Origin of the sequence: Staphylococcus simulans, assembly GCF_025561465.1 — a bacterium.
In the GTDB taxonomy this organism is placed as follows: domain Bacteria; phylum Bacillota; class Bacilli; order Staphylococcales; family Staphylococcaceae; genus Staphylococcus; species Staphylococcus simulans.
This window is the reverse complement of record NZ_CP095100.1, coordinates 582,612-598,058: the sequence shown is the minus strand read 5'-3', so window position 1 is coordinate 598,058 and position 15,447 is coordinate 582,612. Positions and strand designations below refer to the sequence as shown.

The following is a 15,447-nucleotide window of genomic DNA, read 5'->3' as shown; positions in this document are numbered from 1 at the left end:
TAACCGGAAATGCGTATCATAAACGTTAATCACATTAGTTGTCTAAAGCTTTTTTCAGTGACTCGATGTTTTTCTTCATTAATGATTGATAAGTAACATCTTTATCTTTTGATTCATCTTTTGTTAAAACTGATAAGTTATGGAATGGTAATGGTTTCGTGTTAGTTTCTTTTCTGATGATATCTGTCACTTTAGAAGTGATGTTTTGTTCGTATAATACATATGGTTGTTTTTCTTTCTTGATATCAGAAACGATAGCCATTAATTCTTTTTGTGTTGGTTCATCGTTGTTCATGCCGTTAATACCTTCTTGTTCGAAGTCATAACGTTTAGCTAAGTAAGCTAATGAATCGTGAGAGATAATCACTTTGTCGCGTTTTTTGTTTTTAGAAACGTCTTTTAATTCTTTATCTACATCTGAGATGTCTTGAACTAATTTTTTGTAGTTCTTTTCGTAGTAATCTTTGTGATCAGGGTCTTTTTTCACAAATTCATCTTTGATTTCTTTCGCAAATGTTTTATCTGCTACTGGATCTAACCAAATATGTGGATCGTATTTGCCGTGGTGATGATGGTGTTCTTCGTGATCACCATGCTCTTCATGTTCACCGTGTTCTTCATGATCACCGTGTTCGTGGTGTTCACCTTCTTCATGGTCACCATGTTCATGTTCGTGTTCATGCTCATGTTCTTCACCAGGAAGAATCGCGTTTTTGTCTAAGCCTTTTGTTAACTCAAGCACTTTCTTGTTGTCTTTAATTGTTTTCGCAATTTTACCCGCTGCTGGGTCCATTTCTTTGTCTGTATAAATAAATAAGTCGCCTTTAGAAATGTTCATGATTTCTTTTTGTGTTGGTTCAAAACTATGTAAGTCTGTACCTGGTGGGTAAATTGATTTCACATCTGCATATTTACCGCCGATTTGATCCGCAAAACTTTGGAATGCGAATACAGTTGTGTTAACTTTCATCTTATTGCTTTCGCTGTACTTAGCATCTTTACTGTCTTTATTACCGCTGTCTTTGCTGCTGTCACCATTACCGCAAGCTGCTAATACAACTGTTAAGACTAAAGATAACATTATGAAAAGTGTCTTTTTCATCTTAAAAGGTCCCTCCAAATCGTAATCATTATGTTTTAAACTATACCCTTAAATACACTAAATTGCAATGGTATTCATGAAATCTTTTAGATTCTCAGAATTCTGAAATTTTCAACCTAATATTTTATAATTAAAAAACAGTTAGGTTCACTATTCATATACACATTAAAGAGAAAAGTACTCTTTTTAATTTGGCGCTAATTATTTTGTAAATTTATAAATTAAAGAAAACGCTTACATTAAAGAAAACATATAATTTTTGTAATAACCCTTGTTTCTGACCCGCTTTGTTTTGTACCATTTAGATAGGAGTAACATTAAATAGATAAAGGGGATTATGACTATGACAGATTTAAAGCAAGGCGACCATAAGTTCTTTATTGGGGAAGAAAGTTCACCGAGCGCCATCATTGAATTCAGAGATGAGCAAGAAAATGTGATTGATATTTTCCATACTGCTGTCAGTGATGAATTAGGCGGCCAAGGTATCGGAACGAAACTCGTTGAAAAAGTAGTAGATTACGCGAATGCAAATCAACTTAAAATCACTGCGAGCTGTTCATTCGCAAGACGTGTGATTGAACAATTCCCAGAGTTTAAACTATTCTTAGCTGGTAAGGAATAACACTTACATAAACTAAAGAGAAGCACCTAAAGTTCAAACGGCTTTAGGTGCTTCTTTTGTTACGCTTATTCTTTTATCCATTTTGCAGCAAATACATATTATAATAAATGCCTTTTTGCGCAAGTAATTCTTCATGGGTACCCCGTTCGACTATCGCACCTTGATTTAACACTAAAATTTGATTTGCATCTTGAATCGTCGACAATCGATGTGCAATTGCGAGCGTTGTACGTCCTTTACGCATATCTTTCAATGAGTTTTGTATTTGTTCTTCTGTTTCAGAATCAATAAAAGCAGTTGCTTCATCTAAAATAAGAATTTTAAGGTCAATTGCCATCGTTCTCGCAAATGCGATTAACTGACGTTCACCACTAGAGAATGCACTACCCTTCTCTATTACTTTATGCTCATATTGATCTGGCAGTTGTTCAATAAAGCGATCAGCATGCACAAATTCTGCAGCAGCTTTTGCTTGTTCGAATGTCATTGTTGGATGATATAAGCGGATGTTAGATAAGACTGTTCCATAGAAGATAAACGGATCCTGCAGAACCAGTCCTACTTTTTGTTTCAATTCTTGCTTTGGAATTGATTTGATAGATTGACCATCAATTAATATTTCACCTTGATGAAATTCATAAAAGCGCATAAATAAATTAATAATCGTACTTTTACCAGAACCTGTATGGCCTACAAGCGCTATTGTTTCACCAGGATTAGCAGTAAATGTAATATGTTTTAATACATTGTGTTCTCCATCATAACTGAAGGTTACATCTTTAAATTCAATTTTACCTTTTGTGATATGATGGTCAGCGATTTCATTTTGTTTAGGTTCTAATGTGTCGTTATCTAGTAATGTAAAGACACGGTTAGCTGCGACAATAGCTTGTTGGAATATATTCAAATTTTGACTGACTTGGTTAATAGGTTCGAAAAAGCGCTGCATATATTGTACGAACGCATAAACAACCCCTGCCGTCACAGTCGAAGAGAAGCTTAATAATCCGAAATAACTTAGTATCATCACTGTCGCAAAGATACTTAACATACCGATGGCTGGACGTAATAATAGACCATCTAGGCGAATCGTTTTCAAGTTATATTGATAGTGCTCTTCGTTAATTTCATCAAATTCTTTTTGTAGTCTGCGTTCTTGGTTAAAGACTTGAATCATACGGATACCTTCAATAGATTCGGCAAGTTTCGCGTTCAAATCAGATAACCGTTGACGTGCTTGTGCAAAGAATATTGAAGCATATTTACGATATAAAGCTAAAATAATGATAATAATCGGCATAAAACATAAAGCCATTAACGCAAGTCTGACATCTAGAATAAACATCATAATAAAACTTGAAATGACTGTAAATAATGCCATCATAAAGGAAGAAAACACCCCGACAAACATGTTAACGATGGCTTCTGTGTCATTCGTTAATCGTGACACGATACTTCCACTTGGCACCTCATCAAAATACTTCATGCCGAGTTCGCCCATTTTATCAAACGCATCAATACGTAATTGTTGGATAATTTTAAATGCGAAGTTTTGGAACATATAAATGTTAATATATGTTGTTATCGCACCAATCAATTCAATGCCGATAAAGATAACAATCATCCAAATAATTTCATGTTGTGGAAAGTGTCTTGGTGTTAAGTAATCATCAATAAACACTTTCACAATATAAGGCACCGCCACACCTGCTGCTGTGGAAATCCCAAGCATCACAAATGCAGCTAAAATCAACCATTTAAACGGGAAGGTATAACGCATCAAGCGCATTAATGTATGCCACTGATCACGCGCACTGAGTTGATTATCACCATGCATTTTCTGTCTTCTAGCCATGATAATCACCCTCCTCTTCATGTGCCGCTTCATCTAACTTTTTAGTTAATTGGTCGCGTAATTGTTGTGACTGATAAGTTTTCGCATACCAACCTTGATTGCGCATCAATTGTTCATGTGTCCCTTGTTCTGCCACTGTACCTTCATCCATCACGATAATTAAATCCGCATGACTCACTGCACTCATACGATGTGCAGTAATAATATTCGTTTTGCCTTGTCTTTGGTCTCTCATATTGTTAAGAATATGTTCTTCTGTATCTGCATCAACTGCTGACAAAGAGTCATCAAACATCAAGACAGGCGGATCCGAAATGACTGCACGTGCGATAGAAACACGTTGTTTTTGACCTCCTGATAATGAAACACCACGTTCTCCAACAATCGTGTCATACCCTTGAGGAAAATTTAAAATATCATGATGAACATAGCTGGTTTCAGCTGCTTGTTGAATTTGTTGTTTTGTACTATTCGGTGCCGCAAAAGCAATATTTTCTCGGATAGTTGTAGAGAATAAGAAGTTGTCTTGCGGTACATAACCAAACATCGCACGTAAATGTTGTATTTCATAATCACGGATTGGAATACCGCCATAAGTAATATCTTCAGGACGTTGCGTATCAAATTCGCGTACTAACAATCGTAATAGCGTACTCTTTCCTGAACTTGTACGCCCAACTATACCGACAGTCATACCTTCTTCAATAGTAAAGTGTACATCTCTTAACGAAGGATGTTCACTGCCCGGGAAAGTAAAAGATTTAATTTGATAAGTGATGGGTCCTGATGGATAACCATTTACTTTATAAGTTAAATCTATTTCATTTTCTGTGTCTAAAATACCACTAATTCTTTCATAGGATGCATGACCTCTTTGAATAATATTAAAGAAGAAACCTAACGCAAGTAACGGCCACACTAACATACCGAGATACGTTGTTGCGGTAATTAACTGACCCAACGTAATTGTATGATTGAAAATCATAAATGTACCAAACACTAATGCGAGGAAGTAACTTGTACCAATCACTAACATAATCGTTGGACTGAATAAGGCATCAATTTGCGCAACTTTTAAATTTTTTCGAACCACATCATCACTGATAGCTTTAAAGTCCTTTTGGTCACTTTTTTCATAACCCATTGTTTTAGTAACTTTAATACCAGCAATACTTTCTTGTGTCTTATCATTTAAACGACTGAATGCCGCTTGTGCTTTTTTAAAGCCTTTGCTCATCAAACGACCATAATAACTTGTTAATAAGACTAAAATAGGTAAAGGCAGCATAATTATCAACGTCAATTTCCAGTTGATTGTCAGTGCCATCGTAATTAAAATTGATGTTCCTGTAATTAAAGAGTCGCCAATCATTAACACCCCTGGACCTGCGGCACCTTGAACAGCATTAATATCATTGGTCGCATGGGCCATCAAGTCACCTGTTCGACGTCTTTGGAAGAAAGATGGACTCATAGAAGTATATTTCTCATATAAGCGGTTACGTAAAATCTTCCCTAACTTATTACTTGTTCCAAAAATCAGAACACGCCAAGAGTAGCGTAGAATATAAATCATCACTGCCGCAAAAGCAAGTATCATCATATAAGTAAATAGCTGCCTTCCCGTTAAACGATCAGCTGCAATCGCATCAATCGTTTTACCGATGATTTGCGGCGGAATAAGCTGAAATAATGCGATAAAGAGTAATACTAATAGCCCGCCAATATACTTCAACTTCTCTTGTTTAAAAAACCAGCTTAAATGCATAAACACTTTCATCTCATCACTTCCTCCTTTCTTTTATCTTTTTATTTATCAACAGCATTTTAGTTGACTCTTGTTTGTGCATCTCCTGTTTCTAATACTTCCATAGTACTGTTCAATCCGCCTTCAGCAAGATTTTTTACAGCTTCGTGTGTAAAGAATGCGATGTGAGGAGAAGCTAACACATCATCACGTTCAATCAACTCTAGTAAGGTTTCATCTTGAACCTCTCTATTTGAAAAATCTCTTCGGAAATATTGCGCCTCATTTTCATACGTATCGATAACAGCACCCGCTACTTTACCACTATTCAATGCATCTAGCAAAGCTTGTGTCTCAACAACCATACCACGTGCGCAGTTGACAAAGATCACACCATCTTTCAACTGATTAAATGTTGCTTGATTAAACATATGGTACGTCTCTTTATTTCCCGGGACATGAAGTGAAACGATATCTGCTTGTGCGATTGCCTCTTCTAACGAATCTTTAAATTCAACAATATTTTCTAATTCCGGCTTATCTTCGATATCGTAACCAACAACTTTACAACCGAAATTTGAGAACAATTGCGCTGAAATACTGCCGATGCGTCCTACACCGATAATCGCTACGGTTAAATCTTTGACAGGACGTGAAATCAATGGTGCATCCCATACAAAGTTATGATTCTCCATACGTTGTTTGATAAGTGGCAACTGTCTCACAAAATACAAAGCGCCTGTGACTGCATATTCAGCAATAGAACTTGGTGAATAGCTGGGTACTGTTGTAATGATTAAATTATGTGCTTTGGCTTCTTCTAAGTCATACATATCGAATCCAGCACTGCGTTGTGCAATTTGTTTAATACCATAGCTTTCTAATTTACTATAAATCTCAGGATTGAATGGTCCATTATGAGATAATGATAAGCCATCATATCCTTTTACTTGTTCAATATTGTCCATAGTTAAAGGATGGCTTTCATAATCCACTTCTACTTGGTGTTCCGCTGACCAATTTTTAATTGCGTCAATTTCATAAGGTGCGACATCAAACATTTTTATTCTTACCATCTTAAAACTCCCCTTTAATATGTATTACATCTTTATAAATCAAGAATATAGGTAATATTATAGCATTGAAACAAAGGTAAGAAACACAAGATTCAGACAATTAAAATAAAAAGACTCAAGCTGTTAAAGCTCAAGTCTTTCCTAAATAACTATTCAAGCCATTCAATGACATCTTCATATGCTTGACGAGTTTTGGCACGTTTCGGATCTTCTTCACGATAACCGAAAGCTACCATAACTGATGGTAAGAACTCATCTTCATTCATAATTCCTTCATCAGAAAGCAATTGTGTGACTTCTTTCATACTGAAACCTTCAATTGGACAAGAGTCTACACCTAAAAATGCGGCTACTGACATCATATTACCTAAGGCAATGTATGTTTGTTTACTTGCCCAGTCCCATAATGAACGTTCACTTTCATATAAATCCAAGCTATCATTTTGGAACATTTCATAACGTTTATTCATATCTTCTAATACATCATCTGGTACATTTTTTATTTCTTTCATAATATGTGTTAAATATTCTGTACCCGGACGTACGTTTTTACGCGCAAGTAAAATCACAAAGTGTGAGGCTGTATCTAATTGGCCTTGTGCACCCCAAGATACTTTTTTTAATTTTTGACGTAAGTCTTCATTTTGAACGACTAAAAAACGCCATGGTTCCGCACCGATTGAGCTTGGTGAAAGACGCCCAGCTTCAATAATGGTATGGAAATCTTCCGCATTCACTTTTTTGTCTGGATTAAAACGTTTTGTCGCATGTCTAAAATTAAATGCTTGTAAAATTTGATCGCGTATTGCTTGTTGTTCCATTACTATTTTCGCTCCTCATCTTATGTAGTCACCTATAGTATAGTGAACCTACCAAGGAGTCTAAAGGAAAATGCTTGTGGTTACTGTTTTTGAAGTCTTTCAACAAATGCCACATATTCATCAGCATTTTCTGCGAGAGTCGCAAAATTATCGATGTCATCCGTTTGGTAAATCGCATGAATGCCAAAGAAATGGCCACCGATTAAATTAACAACACCTTTTAATGGATTACAAATTTCGTCAATCGTATACCCTATCGGTCCATCTTCTTTATAATGTGCTTTTGGTTGGCCGCATGAAATGGCTAATGCGAAATGTTTTCCTTTTAAAGCGTCACCGCCATCAAACGCAAAACCATGTGTATAGACTTCATCGAACCATTGCTGTAAAAGTGGCGGATAACTCATCCAAAACATGGGATATTGAAAGATAATATAATCATGTTTCTGTAATAACGCTTGCTCATGTTCAACATCAATGTTTCCATCTGGATAAGTTTGATACAAGTCATGTACCGTCACTAAATCAGAACGATCTTCTAATGTTTTCTTCCATACTTGATTAACGTCGCCTTCTTGAATATCAGGATGTGCAATAATTACTAATGTGGACATGATAATCCTTCCTTTCATTCAAAATAAAAATGAGATGTACCCCGAAGTCATCTCATTTTAAGTCGTACTATTTAGTTATTCCCCTTTGGTCTCCATCATTAACTTTGTGTAATAGAATAAGAATACAATGATCATACTGATAGACATTGATTTCAACAGACTATTCATCATTGTACCGATATCTGTCAGGTAAAACGTAATGGCTGAGTTAATGAAGAAAGCAATAAAAATGTATAGTAATCTTGTTATCATATCCCATCATCCCCTTTTGACTAGTTTACCCATAAAAGATACAAATTGCAATATGTATTTTGAATTTTGTGACAACTTATGTTTTTATAAATAAAAACACGCAACCTTTTTCAGGTTGCGTGTTTCTAGAATTTATCAATTTAACTTTTAATGAAATTTACATATTCATCAGGCAATTATGATTTAACTTGTGAGTCACCGAAGATTTTACGTTTGATTGCTTCACCTGTCGGTGTACCTGCTAAACCGCCAAGACCAGTTTCACGTAATTCAGCTGGTAAGTTACGTCCAACTTTATCCATAGCTTCAATTACTTCATCTACTGGGATACGGCTTTCCACGCCAGCTAATGCTAAGTCAGCTGAGATTAATGCGTTACCTGAACCGATTGCGTTACGCATTACACATGGAATTTCTACTAAACCAGCAACTGGGTCACAAACTAGACCTAATAAGTTACTGATTGCGATAGCCATTGCTTGACCTGAAGCTTCTGGTTTACCGCCGAATGTTTCAACTGCAGCTGCTGCAGCAATAGCTGATGCTGAACCAACTTCAGCTTGGCAACCGCCTGTTGCGCCAGCAACACTTGCGTTGTTTGCTACAACACGGCCGAAGATAGCTGCTGTGAATAAGAAGTCCACCATTTGATCTTCAGTTAAGCCATGTGTTTTTTCTAATTTAAATAGTGTACCTGGAATTGTACCGGAGGAACCAGCTGTTGGAGTAGCACAAATGATACCCATTGCTGCGTTCACTTCGTTTGTCGCAACTGCACCCATAACGGCACTCATCATTTCATTACCTGAAAGCGCATGGTTGTTTTCGTTATAGTTTTTAATTTTAATTGCGTCTTGACCAGTATACCCTGTTACACTTTTAACGCCTTCGCCAGTTGTCCCTTTTTCAACTGCGTCGCGCATTACTTGTAAGTTTTGTCTCATTTGTTCACGGATTTCATCACGTGATTTCCCACTTAATTCTTTCTCTTCTTCAATCATAATTTCTGAGAATTTCATATCATGTTTATTCGCATAATCTATGATCTCTTTAATTGAATCAAACATACATTACACCTCTTTATTTTATATATGCAAAGTTTAAGTCGCTATATTTCTCTCTTAAATCGCTAAGTGCTTCTTCTGGTAAGGCTTTGTTTAAGTGTAAAGCCATTAAACAGCCATCTGGATTAATCGTTTTGATTTCTTCGTTGATGTCTGCACCGTGTTCGATTAAATCATTGATTAAATGGTTGATTGTCGCATTGTCAGTTGGTCCATCGATTTCTAATAATGGTAAGCCGTGGTTCATTAGAATACATTGACCATTGACGTTAATGCTTTTAATTTTAATAGTTCCGCCACCGATTGAGATTCCGTTCAATTCGATGTGACGATCACCTTGTTTTGCTTTAATTAATGCACAGTTAGGATGCTCTCCTAAACTTCTTCCTGTTTCTTCGATGAAACGAACATCGATACCATCGTTTTTAGCAATGTTTACTGCATTGCTGATACGTTCGTCGAAAGTGCTGAATCCTAGTAAGCCACCAACGATTGCAACGTCTGTACCGTGTCCTAAGTGTGTTTGTGCAAATGATTCATAATAATGAACTTCAATATCTTCAGGTTCTCCTTGAAGTACCATTCTTGCTGCGTTACCGATTTTTACTGCACCTGCAGTGTGTGAACTTGATGGTCCCATCATAACTGGACCGATTATATCAAATGCGCTTTGGTAATCATGTTTACGTGCCATAGCGTATTGTCATCTCCTTAATCTCTTTATAAGAAATGCTTAATTAATTTGCTTTTGACGGTTCTGCTTTGCCTTCAGGTAATTTGTCAGATAGTTTCTTGAAGTTGATTTTGTTCATAATCTTACCTAAAATCCAACCAAGGATAATTGCTGTCACGATAACAGCTGCGATAGTAATAAGTGATGGAATTGGTTTGTTAAATCCAAACAATACAATTGCACCAGCTATTGGTGTTGCCATTCCCGTTACATTAATAACTAAACCTGCAATCGTAACAATTGTCGCTGTAAACATACCGACTATGGCGTTTGCGCCGTAAAGTTGAATCGGATATTTTGCGATTGTATCGATTTGTGTTAAAGGTTCTACTGCAACTGCGAAGGCTTTACCTAAGCCGCCGATTTTAAGTGCTCTGAACATCATAAAGTTAACGAATGATGAACCTGTAGTTGTTAATGCACCGATAGCCATCGGAACACCTGTTAAACCAAGTAAACTTGTTAATACCATAGAACTTAATGGCGTCATACCTACCACCGGAATGATTAAGCCTAAAATAATTGCTAAAGCGTAAGGATTATTGTCACCAACTGCTGTAATCGCACCACCGATTTGTCTTAACACAGCCATTACTCCTGGTGAAATTAATCCGCCGATTCCGAATGCTAATGCCGGAGCGACTAAGATTACGACAATTAAGTCTAAGCCTTCTGGTACTTTTTTCTCGATCAATTTAATCAAGAAGCTCACTAAGTAAGCAGCGATAAATGCCGGTAATAATTTTTGATCATGTAAAACTAAACCAATGATAACTGCGAAGACTGGAGAGATTCCCAATTTCAAACCAGTTAAAATACCTACTGCAATACCACTTAAGCTTCCTGCTAAGTCTCCAATTCTTTGGAAGAATTCCAAGTGGAACACGCCACCGATCGCATAACTTAAGAATGCTTGCGGTAAAAATGTTGCACATGCTGCACCTGAAAGTGCTTGTAGCCCCTGTTTACCATAAGGAGCAAATTTTAAGAATAACGACATTGCTAGAAGGACTAGCAACAACGTCCCAGTTCCCAAAATAATATCCATGCCAAATGACCTCTTTTCCTACTATATATTTAATTTTCCTACCACCGACATCATACTACCTTTGATAAAGCGTTTTCAATACCTTTTGCAAACATTTTGTGAACAAATTGCGAATAATTTCACAAACTCTTTATTATGACTATTATTACTCTTTATTTTTAAATATAAAGAGTAATTATAATCATAACGTTTATAAAGTTGTCACAATTAGTTTAAACGATAGCAATTAATTTAAACACTTACCATTAATAAAAATAATCTTGCTAACCCTAAAACAACATTAAAAGACTCCCTTTAGACTTTTATTGTTATTTGTCTATACAAATTATTTTCCATTAGCAACTATAACACTTTAGTAAATAACTTTAAACCAACAAATTCGGGTGATTTTATCGGGTAAAAGCTAAAATGCTTGATACCGTAGGATTTTGAGCAATTTAATACCTAAAAAGTTCTAATATACTGAAAATTTACGAAGTTTATCCTTTTTTAAACTCAATTTTAAGTTAGCTTAATATTCCTATGCCATGCTTGAAGTGAAGAAATTGATGATAACGCCGAATCACTGCGGAAAGCAATACTATCCCATAAAGCCGTACACCAGAAATCTATCTCTCACATATCCGCATGTGTATATCAATTTTCTTCGTTGTCGTTTTGTCTGTTTCATCCGACAGTTTATACCTCATACTCATAACACCATGGATGACATGACACTTTCATTTTGAAATAGGAGTGTTGTTTTCATGCCTATGAAGTTAAGTAAAAAGAAAAGCTTGCTTCATGTTTCTACGCTAGCTTTAAGCGGTTTACTATTCTTTAATATGCTTGGAGTGATGAATGCTGCTGAAAGTCATGATTACGCAAATGAACAGTCCGCTGAATTATCCGCTTTGGTCGAAAATACTGATACTGCTCAAACAACTGAAACATTTATCCCTACATCGCATCCAACTGATGTGGCTCAAGCTGCTGATGTTGAACCCGATCCTTCCCTTGCAGAAAATGTTTCAAAGACAAATATCGCAGATGCAGAAAGAAATCGTAAAGAAGCAGATACTGAGTCCACAACCTCAAAAGCAACAGCAGGACAAACCTATGCGCATCAAGCATCAGCAACAACTTCAAAAAGTGAAGATGCAGGCTCACACTATCAGGGTGAAACCGCATCATACGCTGACTTGCCAGAAACAGGACACGTTGACCATCCAGAATCGGGTGCTGTCATAGCCATTATTATGAGTATTGTTGTCTCTACTATTGCCCTTATTCACGTATGCAGACAAAATGCACGTTCAGTTGTCCCAAACCGAGATGACGTTTGATTGAAAAATCCCTAGTATATCATTTCTAAAATCCCTAAAAAAACAGACTTAGAAACCTGTCTTTTCTCCCTTTCTTTAAGACATTGTTTCTAAGTCTGTTTATTTTTTATTCATTTTTAGATGAGTGCACACTAGAGTCTCTGACATTTAACTGTGCCATTAACCAATCTGATTGAATTTGTTCACTTTCTCCTTCAAAAAATTGTTTTAAGCGTGCAAAAATTGATGCGCCGATAGTTTCAGCATGAATACCTACAGCGGTTAATGATGGATAATGTACTTTATTCCAACTATTCTCTTCTAATGTAACAATTGCAACATCTTCAGGCACTTTTAATTCCTTTGTTTTAAGTGCTTGTAAAATACCAGACAACATCGCATGATTCGAAGCAATCAATGCAGTTGGATGATTTGATTGCGCAAAGAGTTGCTGGACGGTGTCATAGCCGTATTTTTCTGTAGCTTGTAAACTTAAATCAGTATATTGATATGAGATTAGTCGTTCATCCATTTGTTGTTCAAAATCTTCTAATGCTGCTTTATATCCCATTCTTGTATCAGCTGTTGCACTGGAAGCAGGATTACCTAAAATTAAAGCGATTGATTGATGGTTTTGTTTCAATAAATGTTCAGCAGCTTGATAGGCTGTATCTTCATGATTTAACCCAATGTAAGGTATCTGTTCATCCTCAATTTGATTATCAATAATTACCATTGGAATGTCTCTCCAACGTTTTGAAATACGCATTTGTGCTGAAACTGGCGAAACAATAATACCATCTACTTGTTGTGATACAAACCAATCAATCAGTTCATCTTGACGTTGTACTTGTTCATTAGATGCCATCGCAATAATTCGAATAGACTCTGAACCTTGTTGATGCTCAATCGCATCAATGACAGAGGCATAATAAGTATCATGTCTCGGTATAATAAATGCGATTGTTTTAATACTTTCTCCGCGTAAAGATTGAATATATCGACTCGGTTCATAGCCTAACATTTCTAATGCTTCCACTACACGTGCACGTGCTTGATCATTAGAAACATGCTTTTTATCTTCTAATATTTGATTGACCGTCGCAATCGACAAGCCAGAAATTCTCGCAATATCATGTAAGGTCGGTTGTGTTTTCTTCATTTTCTTTCAAACTCCTTGAATCAGTTGAATTGTTGTTTATTCTTGGTGTGCTTACTTATCAATGTTCTCCATAGATAATTCAAAATCTAACCAATTTACAATATCTGATAATAACATACCGCGATATGAACTTACATTTAATAACTCATGATCTAACCCGTCATAAATTCTTAATGATTTATGTGTGGTTTTAGCTTCTTTGAAGAATTGGATTGCATCATCAGAACTTACAATGCGGTCACTGCCACCATGCATAATCAACACTTTGTCTTCAAACTTAGAAAATTCGATATCCATATCTCGGACCGCTTCTCTAAATGATTTGATTCTTTTATGTTTCTCAATATCCGCTTCTTCATCCTGATTTTCTATTTCTGCTGAATGATCCACCACATCATCACGAAAGACAGGTTGCCCCGTTGGAGACAAACCACCTGCAGAAATATAACCGTGCACTGCATTCGGATAACGTATACCAAATAATGTCGCTATTGTACCGCCTACACCATGGCCTAAAATAAATATTTTTCCTGTCAATTGTGCTTTAACATAATCTACAACAGCCTTTAAATCTTCTACGACGATATCTACATGTTCATAAAGATTTTTGTCACCAGGAGTTTTACCATGACCTCGTTGATCATAACGAATGACATTATAATCATATTCATTAAATGTTGAAGCCACACCATCATAGTCATCTAATTCTTCTGACAATCCTTGTACAATAATCAAATTAGCCATTGGCTGTTCACCTAACGTAATTTTACTGTAGAGATTCACACCATCAAAAGATGAAATATAATCAATATCTGACACAGATAAAAACCTCTCTTTCACTATATATCCTTATTTTCACTTACCCTATGCAGACTTGAAAATCACTTTTTCATTACAATAGCTCCATTCTCTTTTAGTTATTTACTTACTTGTTTATTCGTATTAAAATAATAGAGTTCTTTCATAGTTAATTTATTATATTGACTAAATTATAAAATGCAGAAAGCAGATGACGCTATTGAACATCAGGACTACTCATATTAAAGATATGCTTCCTTATTTAATCATTATTATATTATTGCACCTGATAGGTGTTACTTGTTTATGGATGGGTGCACATACACATCCTATTTTATTCGGAATGGGTATCTTAGCATATACACTAGGTTTACGTCATGCATTTGATGCTGACCACATTGCAGCTATTGATAATACAGTTCGCAAACTGATGCAAGAAAAACAAAATCCGTCAGGTGTTGGCTTCTATTTTTCTATCGGCCATTCCAGCGTAGTTTTTATCATGGCACTTTTATTAGGTGTTTCAGTATCATGGGCACAGCGACAGATGCCCCTCTTTCAAGCTATTGGTGGAATCATCGGAACGATGGTTTCTGGTCTGTTTCTACTACTAATTGGTATTTTGAACTTAATTATCTTAGTGTCATTGATTCGTTTATTTATGCGTTTACGCTTTGAACAAGTTTCTGACGATGAACTGGATCAATTGTTAGCTTCTAGAGGGCTTATTCAACGATTTGTTGGTCCTTATTTTAAATTCATCAACAGAAGTTGGCACGTTTTACCATTAGGTTTCCTATTTGGATTAGGCTTTGATACTGCAAGTGAGATTGCTTTGCTTGCATTATCATCTGGAGCTGCTGAACAGTCATTGCCTTTTGCTGGCATTATCGCACTTCCATTATTATTTGCGGCAGGCATGAGTTTATTAGATACACTAGATGGCGCGCTCATGAAGTCTGCTTATCACTGGGCATTTCTAAAACCAGTTCGTAAAATTTATTACAATATTACCATTACCGCCATCTCCGTCATAGCTGCGTTGATAATCGGTACTGTAGAAATTCTACAAATGATTGGCGAACATTTTAAATTGCACAGTCCTTTTTGGGATGAAGTTGCATCAATTGAATTTAATCATTTAGGTTATCTGCTCGTTGGTGTATTCTTATTATTTTGGTTAGTATCTGTGATTATTTGGAAACTTAATCACTTTGAAGAACAACAGTTGCGATAGTATTCAAAA

15 protein-coding genes are annotated in these 15,447 nt (G+C 36.0%); 3 read left to right on the top strand and 12 right to left on the bottom strand.

Going from position 1 to position 15,447, the window contains the following annotated elements; genetic code table 11:
* Positions 1-34 precede the first annotated feature (34 nt).
* Positions 35-1,102 carry a metal ABC transporter solute-binding protein, Zn/Mn family gene (locus tag MUA87_RS02375; RefSeq protein WP_002479807.1) on the bottom strand — a complete coding sequence of 356 codons (1,068 nt, stop codon included), beginning with the start codon at positions 1,100-1,102 and terminating at the stop codon, positions 35-37.
* Positions 1,103-1,445: 343 nt separating this feature from the next.
* Here MUA87_RS02375 and MUA87_RS02370 point away from each other — a divergent pair, with 343 nt between their 5' ends.
* Entirely contained in the window at positions 1,446-1,727 is a 282-nt protein-coding gene (locus MUA87_RS02370) for a GNAT family N-acetyltransferase (protein WP_002479808.1), read from the top strand.
* Positions 1,728-1,800: 73 nt separating this feature from the next.
* Here MUA87_RS02370 and MUA87_RS02365 read toward each other — a convergent pair whose 3' ends face one another.
* The 9 genes from MUA87_RS02365 to MUA87_RS02325 form a co-directional block, all read right to left on the bottom strand.
* On the bottom strand, positions 1,801-3,582 hold the full coding sequence (locus MUA87_RS02365; protein ID WP_372510717.1) for an ABC transporter ATP-binding protein: 1,782 nt from the start codon (positions 3,580-3,582) through the stop codon (positions 1,801-1,803).
* Positions 3,575-5,362, bottom strand: a complete 1,788-nt coding sequence (locus MUA87_RS02360) for an ABC transporter ATP-binding protein (RefSeq protein ID WP_105979980.1) — start codon at positions 5,360-5,362, stop codon at positions 3,575-3,577. The genes MUA87_RS02365 and MUA87_RS02360 overlap by 8 nt, the downstream gene beginning before the upstream one ends.
* Positions 5,363-5,409: 47 nt before the next feature.
* Complete coding sequence (locus tag MUA87_RS02355) at positions 5,410-6,405, bottom strand: D-2-hydroxyacid dehydrogenase (RefSeq protein WP_262551252.1); 996 nt, start codon at positions 6,403-6,405, stop codon at positions 5,410-5,412.
* Positions 6,406-6,554: 149 nt separating this feature from the next.
* Positions 6,555-7,226 carry an NAD(P)H-dependent oxidoreductase gene (locus MUA87_RS02350; RefSeq protein WP_105966567.1) on the bottom strand — a complete coding sequence of 224 codons (672 nt, stop codon included), beginning with the start codon at positions 7,224-7,226 and terminating at the stop codon, positions 6,555-6,557.
* An 80-nt stretch (positions 7,227-7,306) separates the two neighbouring features.
* Entirely contained in the window at positions 7,307-7,840 is a 534-nt protein-coding gene (locus MUA87_RS02345; protein ID WP_002479813.1) for an NAD(P)H-dependent oxidoreductase, read from the bottom strand.
* A gap of 75 nt (positions 7,841-7,915) precedes the next feature.
* On the bottom strand, positions 7,916-8,092 hold the full coding sequence (locus MUA87_RS02340; RefSeq protein WP_002479814.1) for a hypothetical protein: 177 nt from the start codon (positions 8,090-8,092) through the stop codon (positions 7,916-7,918).
* Positions 8,093-8,268: 176 nt separating this feature from the next.
* Positions 8,269-9,159, bottom strand: a complete 891-nt coding sequence (sdaAA, locus tag MUA87_RS02335) for an L-serine ammonia-lyase, iron-sulfur-dependent, subunit alpha (RefSeq protein ID WP_002479815.1) — start codon at positions 9,157-9,159, stop codon at positions 8,269-8,271.
* A 13-nt stretch (positions 9,160-9,172) separates the two neighbouring features.
* Positions 9,173-9,850, bottom strand: coding sequence for an L-serine ammonia-lyase, iron-sulfur-dependent subunit beta (gene sdaAB / locus MUA87_RS02330; RefSeq protein ID WP_002479816.1), 678 nt, complete (start codon positions 9,848-9,850; stop codon positions 9,173-9,175).
* A gap of 43 nt (positions 9,851-9,893) precedes the next feature.
* A complete protein-coding gene (locus tag MUA87_RS02325) occupies positions 9,894-10,937 on the bottom strand; it encodes a PTS sugar transporter subunit IIC (protein ID WP_057509997.1) in 1,044 nt (347 codons plus the stop codon).
* A 746-nt stretch (positions 10,938-11,683) separates the two neighbouring features.
* Here MUA87_RS02325 and MUA87_RS02320 point away from each other — a divergent pair.
* A complete protein-coding gene (locus MUA87_RS02320; protein WP_262551251.1) occupies positions 11,684-12,262 on the top strand; it encodes a hypothetical protein in 579 nt (192 codons plus the stop codon).
* 106 nt (positions 12,263-12,368) lie between these two features.
* On the opposite strand, the gene MUA87_RS02315 is transcribed toward MUA87_RS02320, so the two are convergent.
* Positions 12,369-13,403: a LacI family DNA-binding transcriptional regulator gene (locus MUA87_RS02315; protein ID WP_262551250.1), complete on the bottom strand. Its 1,035-nt coding sequence runs from the start codon at positions 13,401-13,403 to the stop codon at positions 12,369-12,371.
* Positions 13,404-13,454: 51 nt separating this feature from the next.
* Complete coding sequence (locus tag MUA87_RS02310; protein ID WP_262551249.1) at positions 13,455-14,222, bottom strand: alpha/beta hydrolase; 768 nt, start codon at positions 14,220-14,222, stop codon at positions 13,455-13,457.
* Between the two features lie 190 nt (positions 14,223-14,412).
* Between MUA87_RS02310 and MUA87_RS02305 the strand changes: the two genes are divergently transcribed.
* Positions 14,413-15,438, top strand: coding sequence for a HoxN/HupN/NixA family nickel/cobalt transporter (locus tag MUA87_RS02305; RefSeq protein WP_060803578.1), 1,026 nt, complete (start codon positions 14,413-14,415; stop codon positions 15,436-15,438).
* Positions 15,439-15,447: the final 9 nt, after the last annotated feature.

Excerpts from the sequence above, each read along its gene's own strand:
- MUA87_RS02350 (WP_105966567.1), bottom strand. The coding sequence starts at position 7,226 with ATGGAACAACAAGCAATACGCGATCAAATTTTACAAGCATTTAATTTT.
- MUA87_RS02325 (WP_057509997.1), bottom strand. The coding sequence starts at position 10,937 with ATGGATATTATTTTGGGAACTGGGACGTTGTTGCTAGTCCTTCTAGCA.
- MUA87_RS02305 (WP_060803578.1), top strand. The coding sequence starts at position 14,413 with ATGACGCTATTGAACATCAGGACTACTCATATTAAAGATATGCTTCCT.
- MUA87_RS02345 (WP_002479813.1), bottom strand. The coding sequence starts at position 7,840 with ATGTCCACATTAGTAATTATTGCACATCCTGATATTCAAGAAGGCGAC.
- sdaAA (WP_002479815.1), bottom strand. The coding sequence starts at position 9,159 with ATGTTTGATTCAATTAAAGAGATCATAGATTATGCGAATAAACATGAT.
- MUA87_RS02315 (WP_262551250.1), bottom strand. The coding sequence starts at position 13,403 with ATGAAGAAAACACAACCGACCTTACATGATATTGCGAGAATTTCTGGC.
- MUA87_RS02360 (WP_105979980.1), bottom strand. The coding sequence starts at position 5,362 with ATGAAAGTGTTTATGCATTTAAGCTGGTTTTTTAAACAAGAGAAGTTG.
- MUA87_RS02370 (WP_002479808.1), top strand. The coding sequence starts at position 1,446 with ATGACAGATTTAAAGCAAGGCGACCATAAGTTCTTTATTGGGGAAGAA.
- MUA87_RS02320 (WP_262551251.1), top strand. The coding sequence starts at position 11,684 with ATGCCTATGAAGTTAAGTAAAAAGAAAAGCTTGCTTCATGTTTCTACG.
- MUA87_RS02365 (WP_372510717.1), bottom strand. The coding sequence starts at position 3,582 with ATGGCTAGAAGACAGAAAATGCATGGTGATAATCAACTCAGTGCGCGT.
- MUA87_RS02355 (WP_262551252.1), bottom strand. The coding sequence starts at position 6,405 with ATGGTAAGAATAAAAATGTTTGATGTCGCACCTTATGAAATTGACGCA.
- MUA87_RS02375 (WP_002479807.1), bottom strand. The coding sequence starts at position 1,102 with ATGAAAAAGACACTTTTCATAATGTTATCTTTAGTCTTAACAGTTGTA.
- sdaAB (WP_002479816.1), bottom strand. The coding sequence starts at position 9,850 with ATGGCACGTAAACATGATTACCAAAGCGCATTTGATATAATCGGTCCA.
- MUA87_RS02340 (WP_002479814.1), bottom strand. The coding sequence starts at position 8,092 with ATGATAACAAGATTACTATACATTTTTATTGCTTTCTTCATTAACTCA.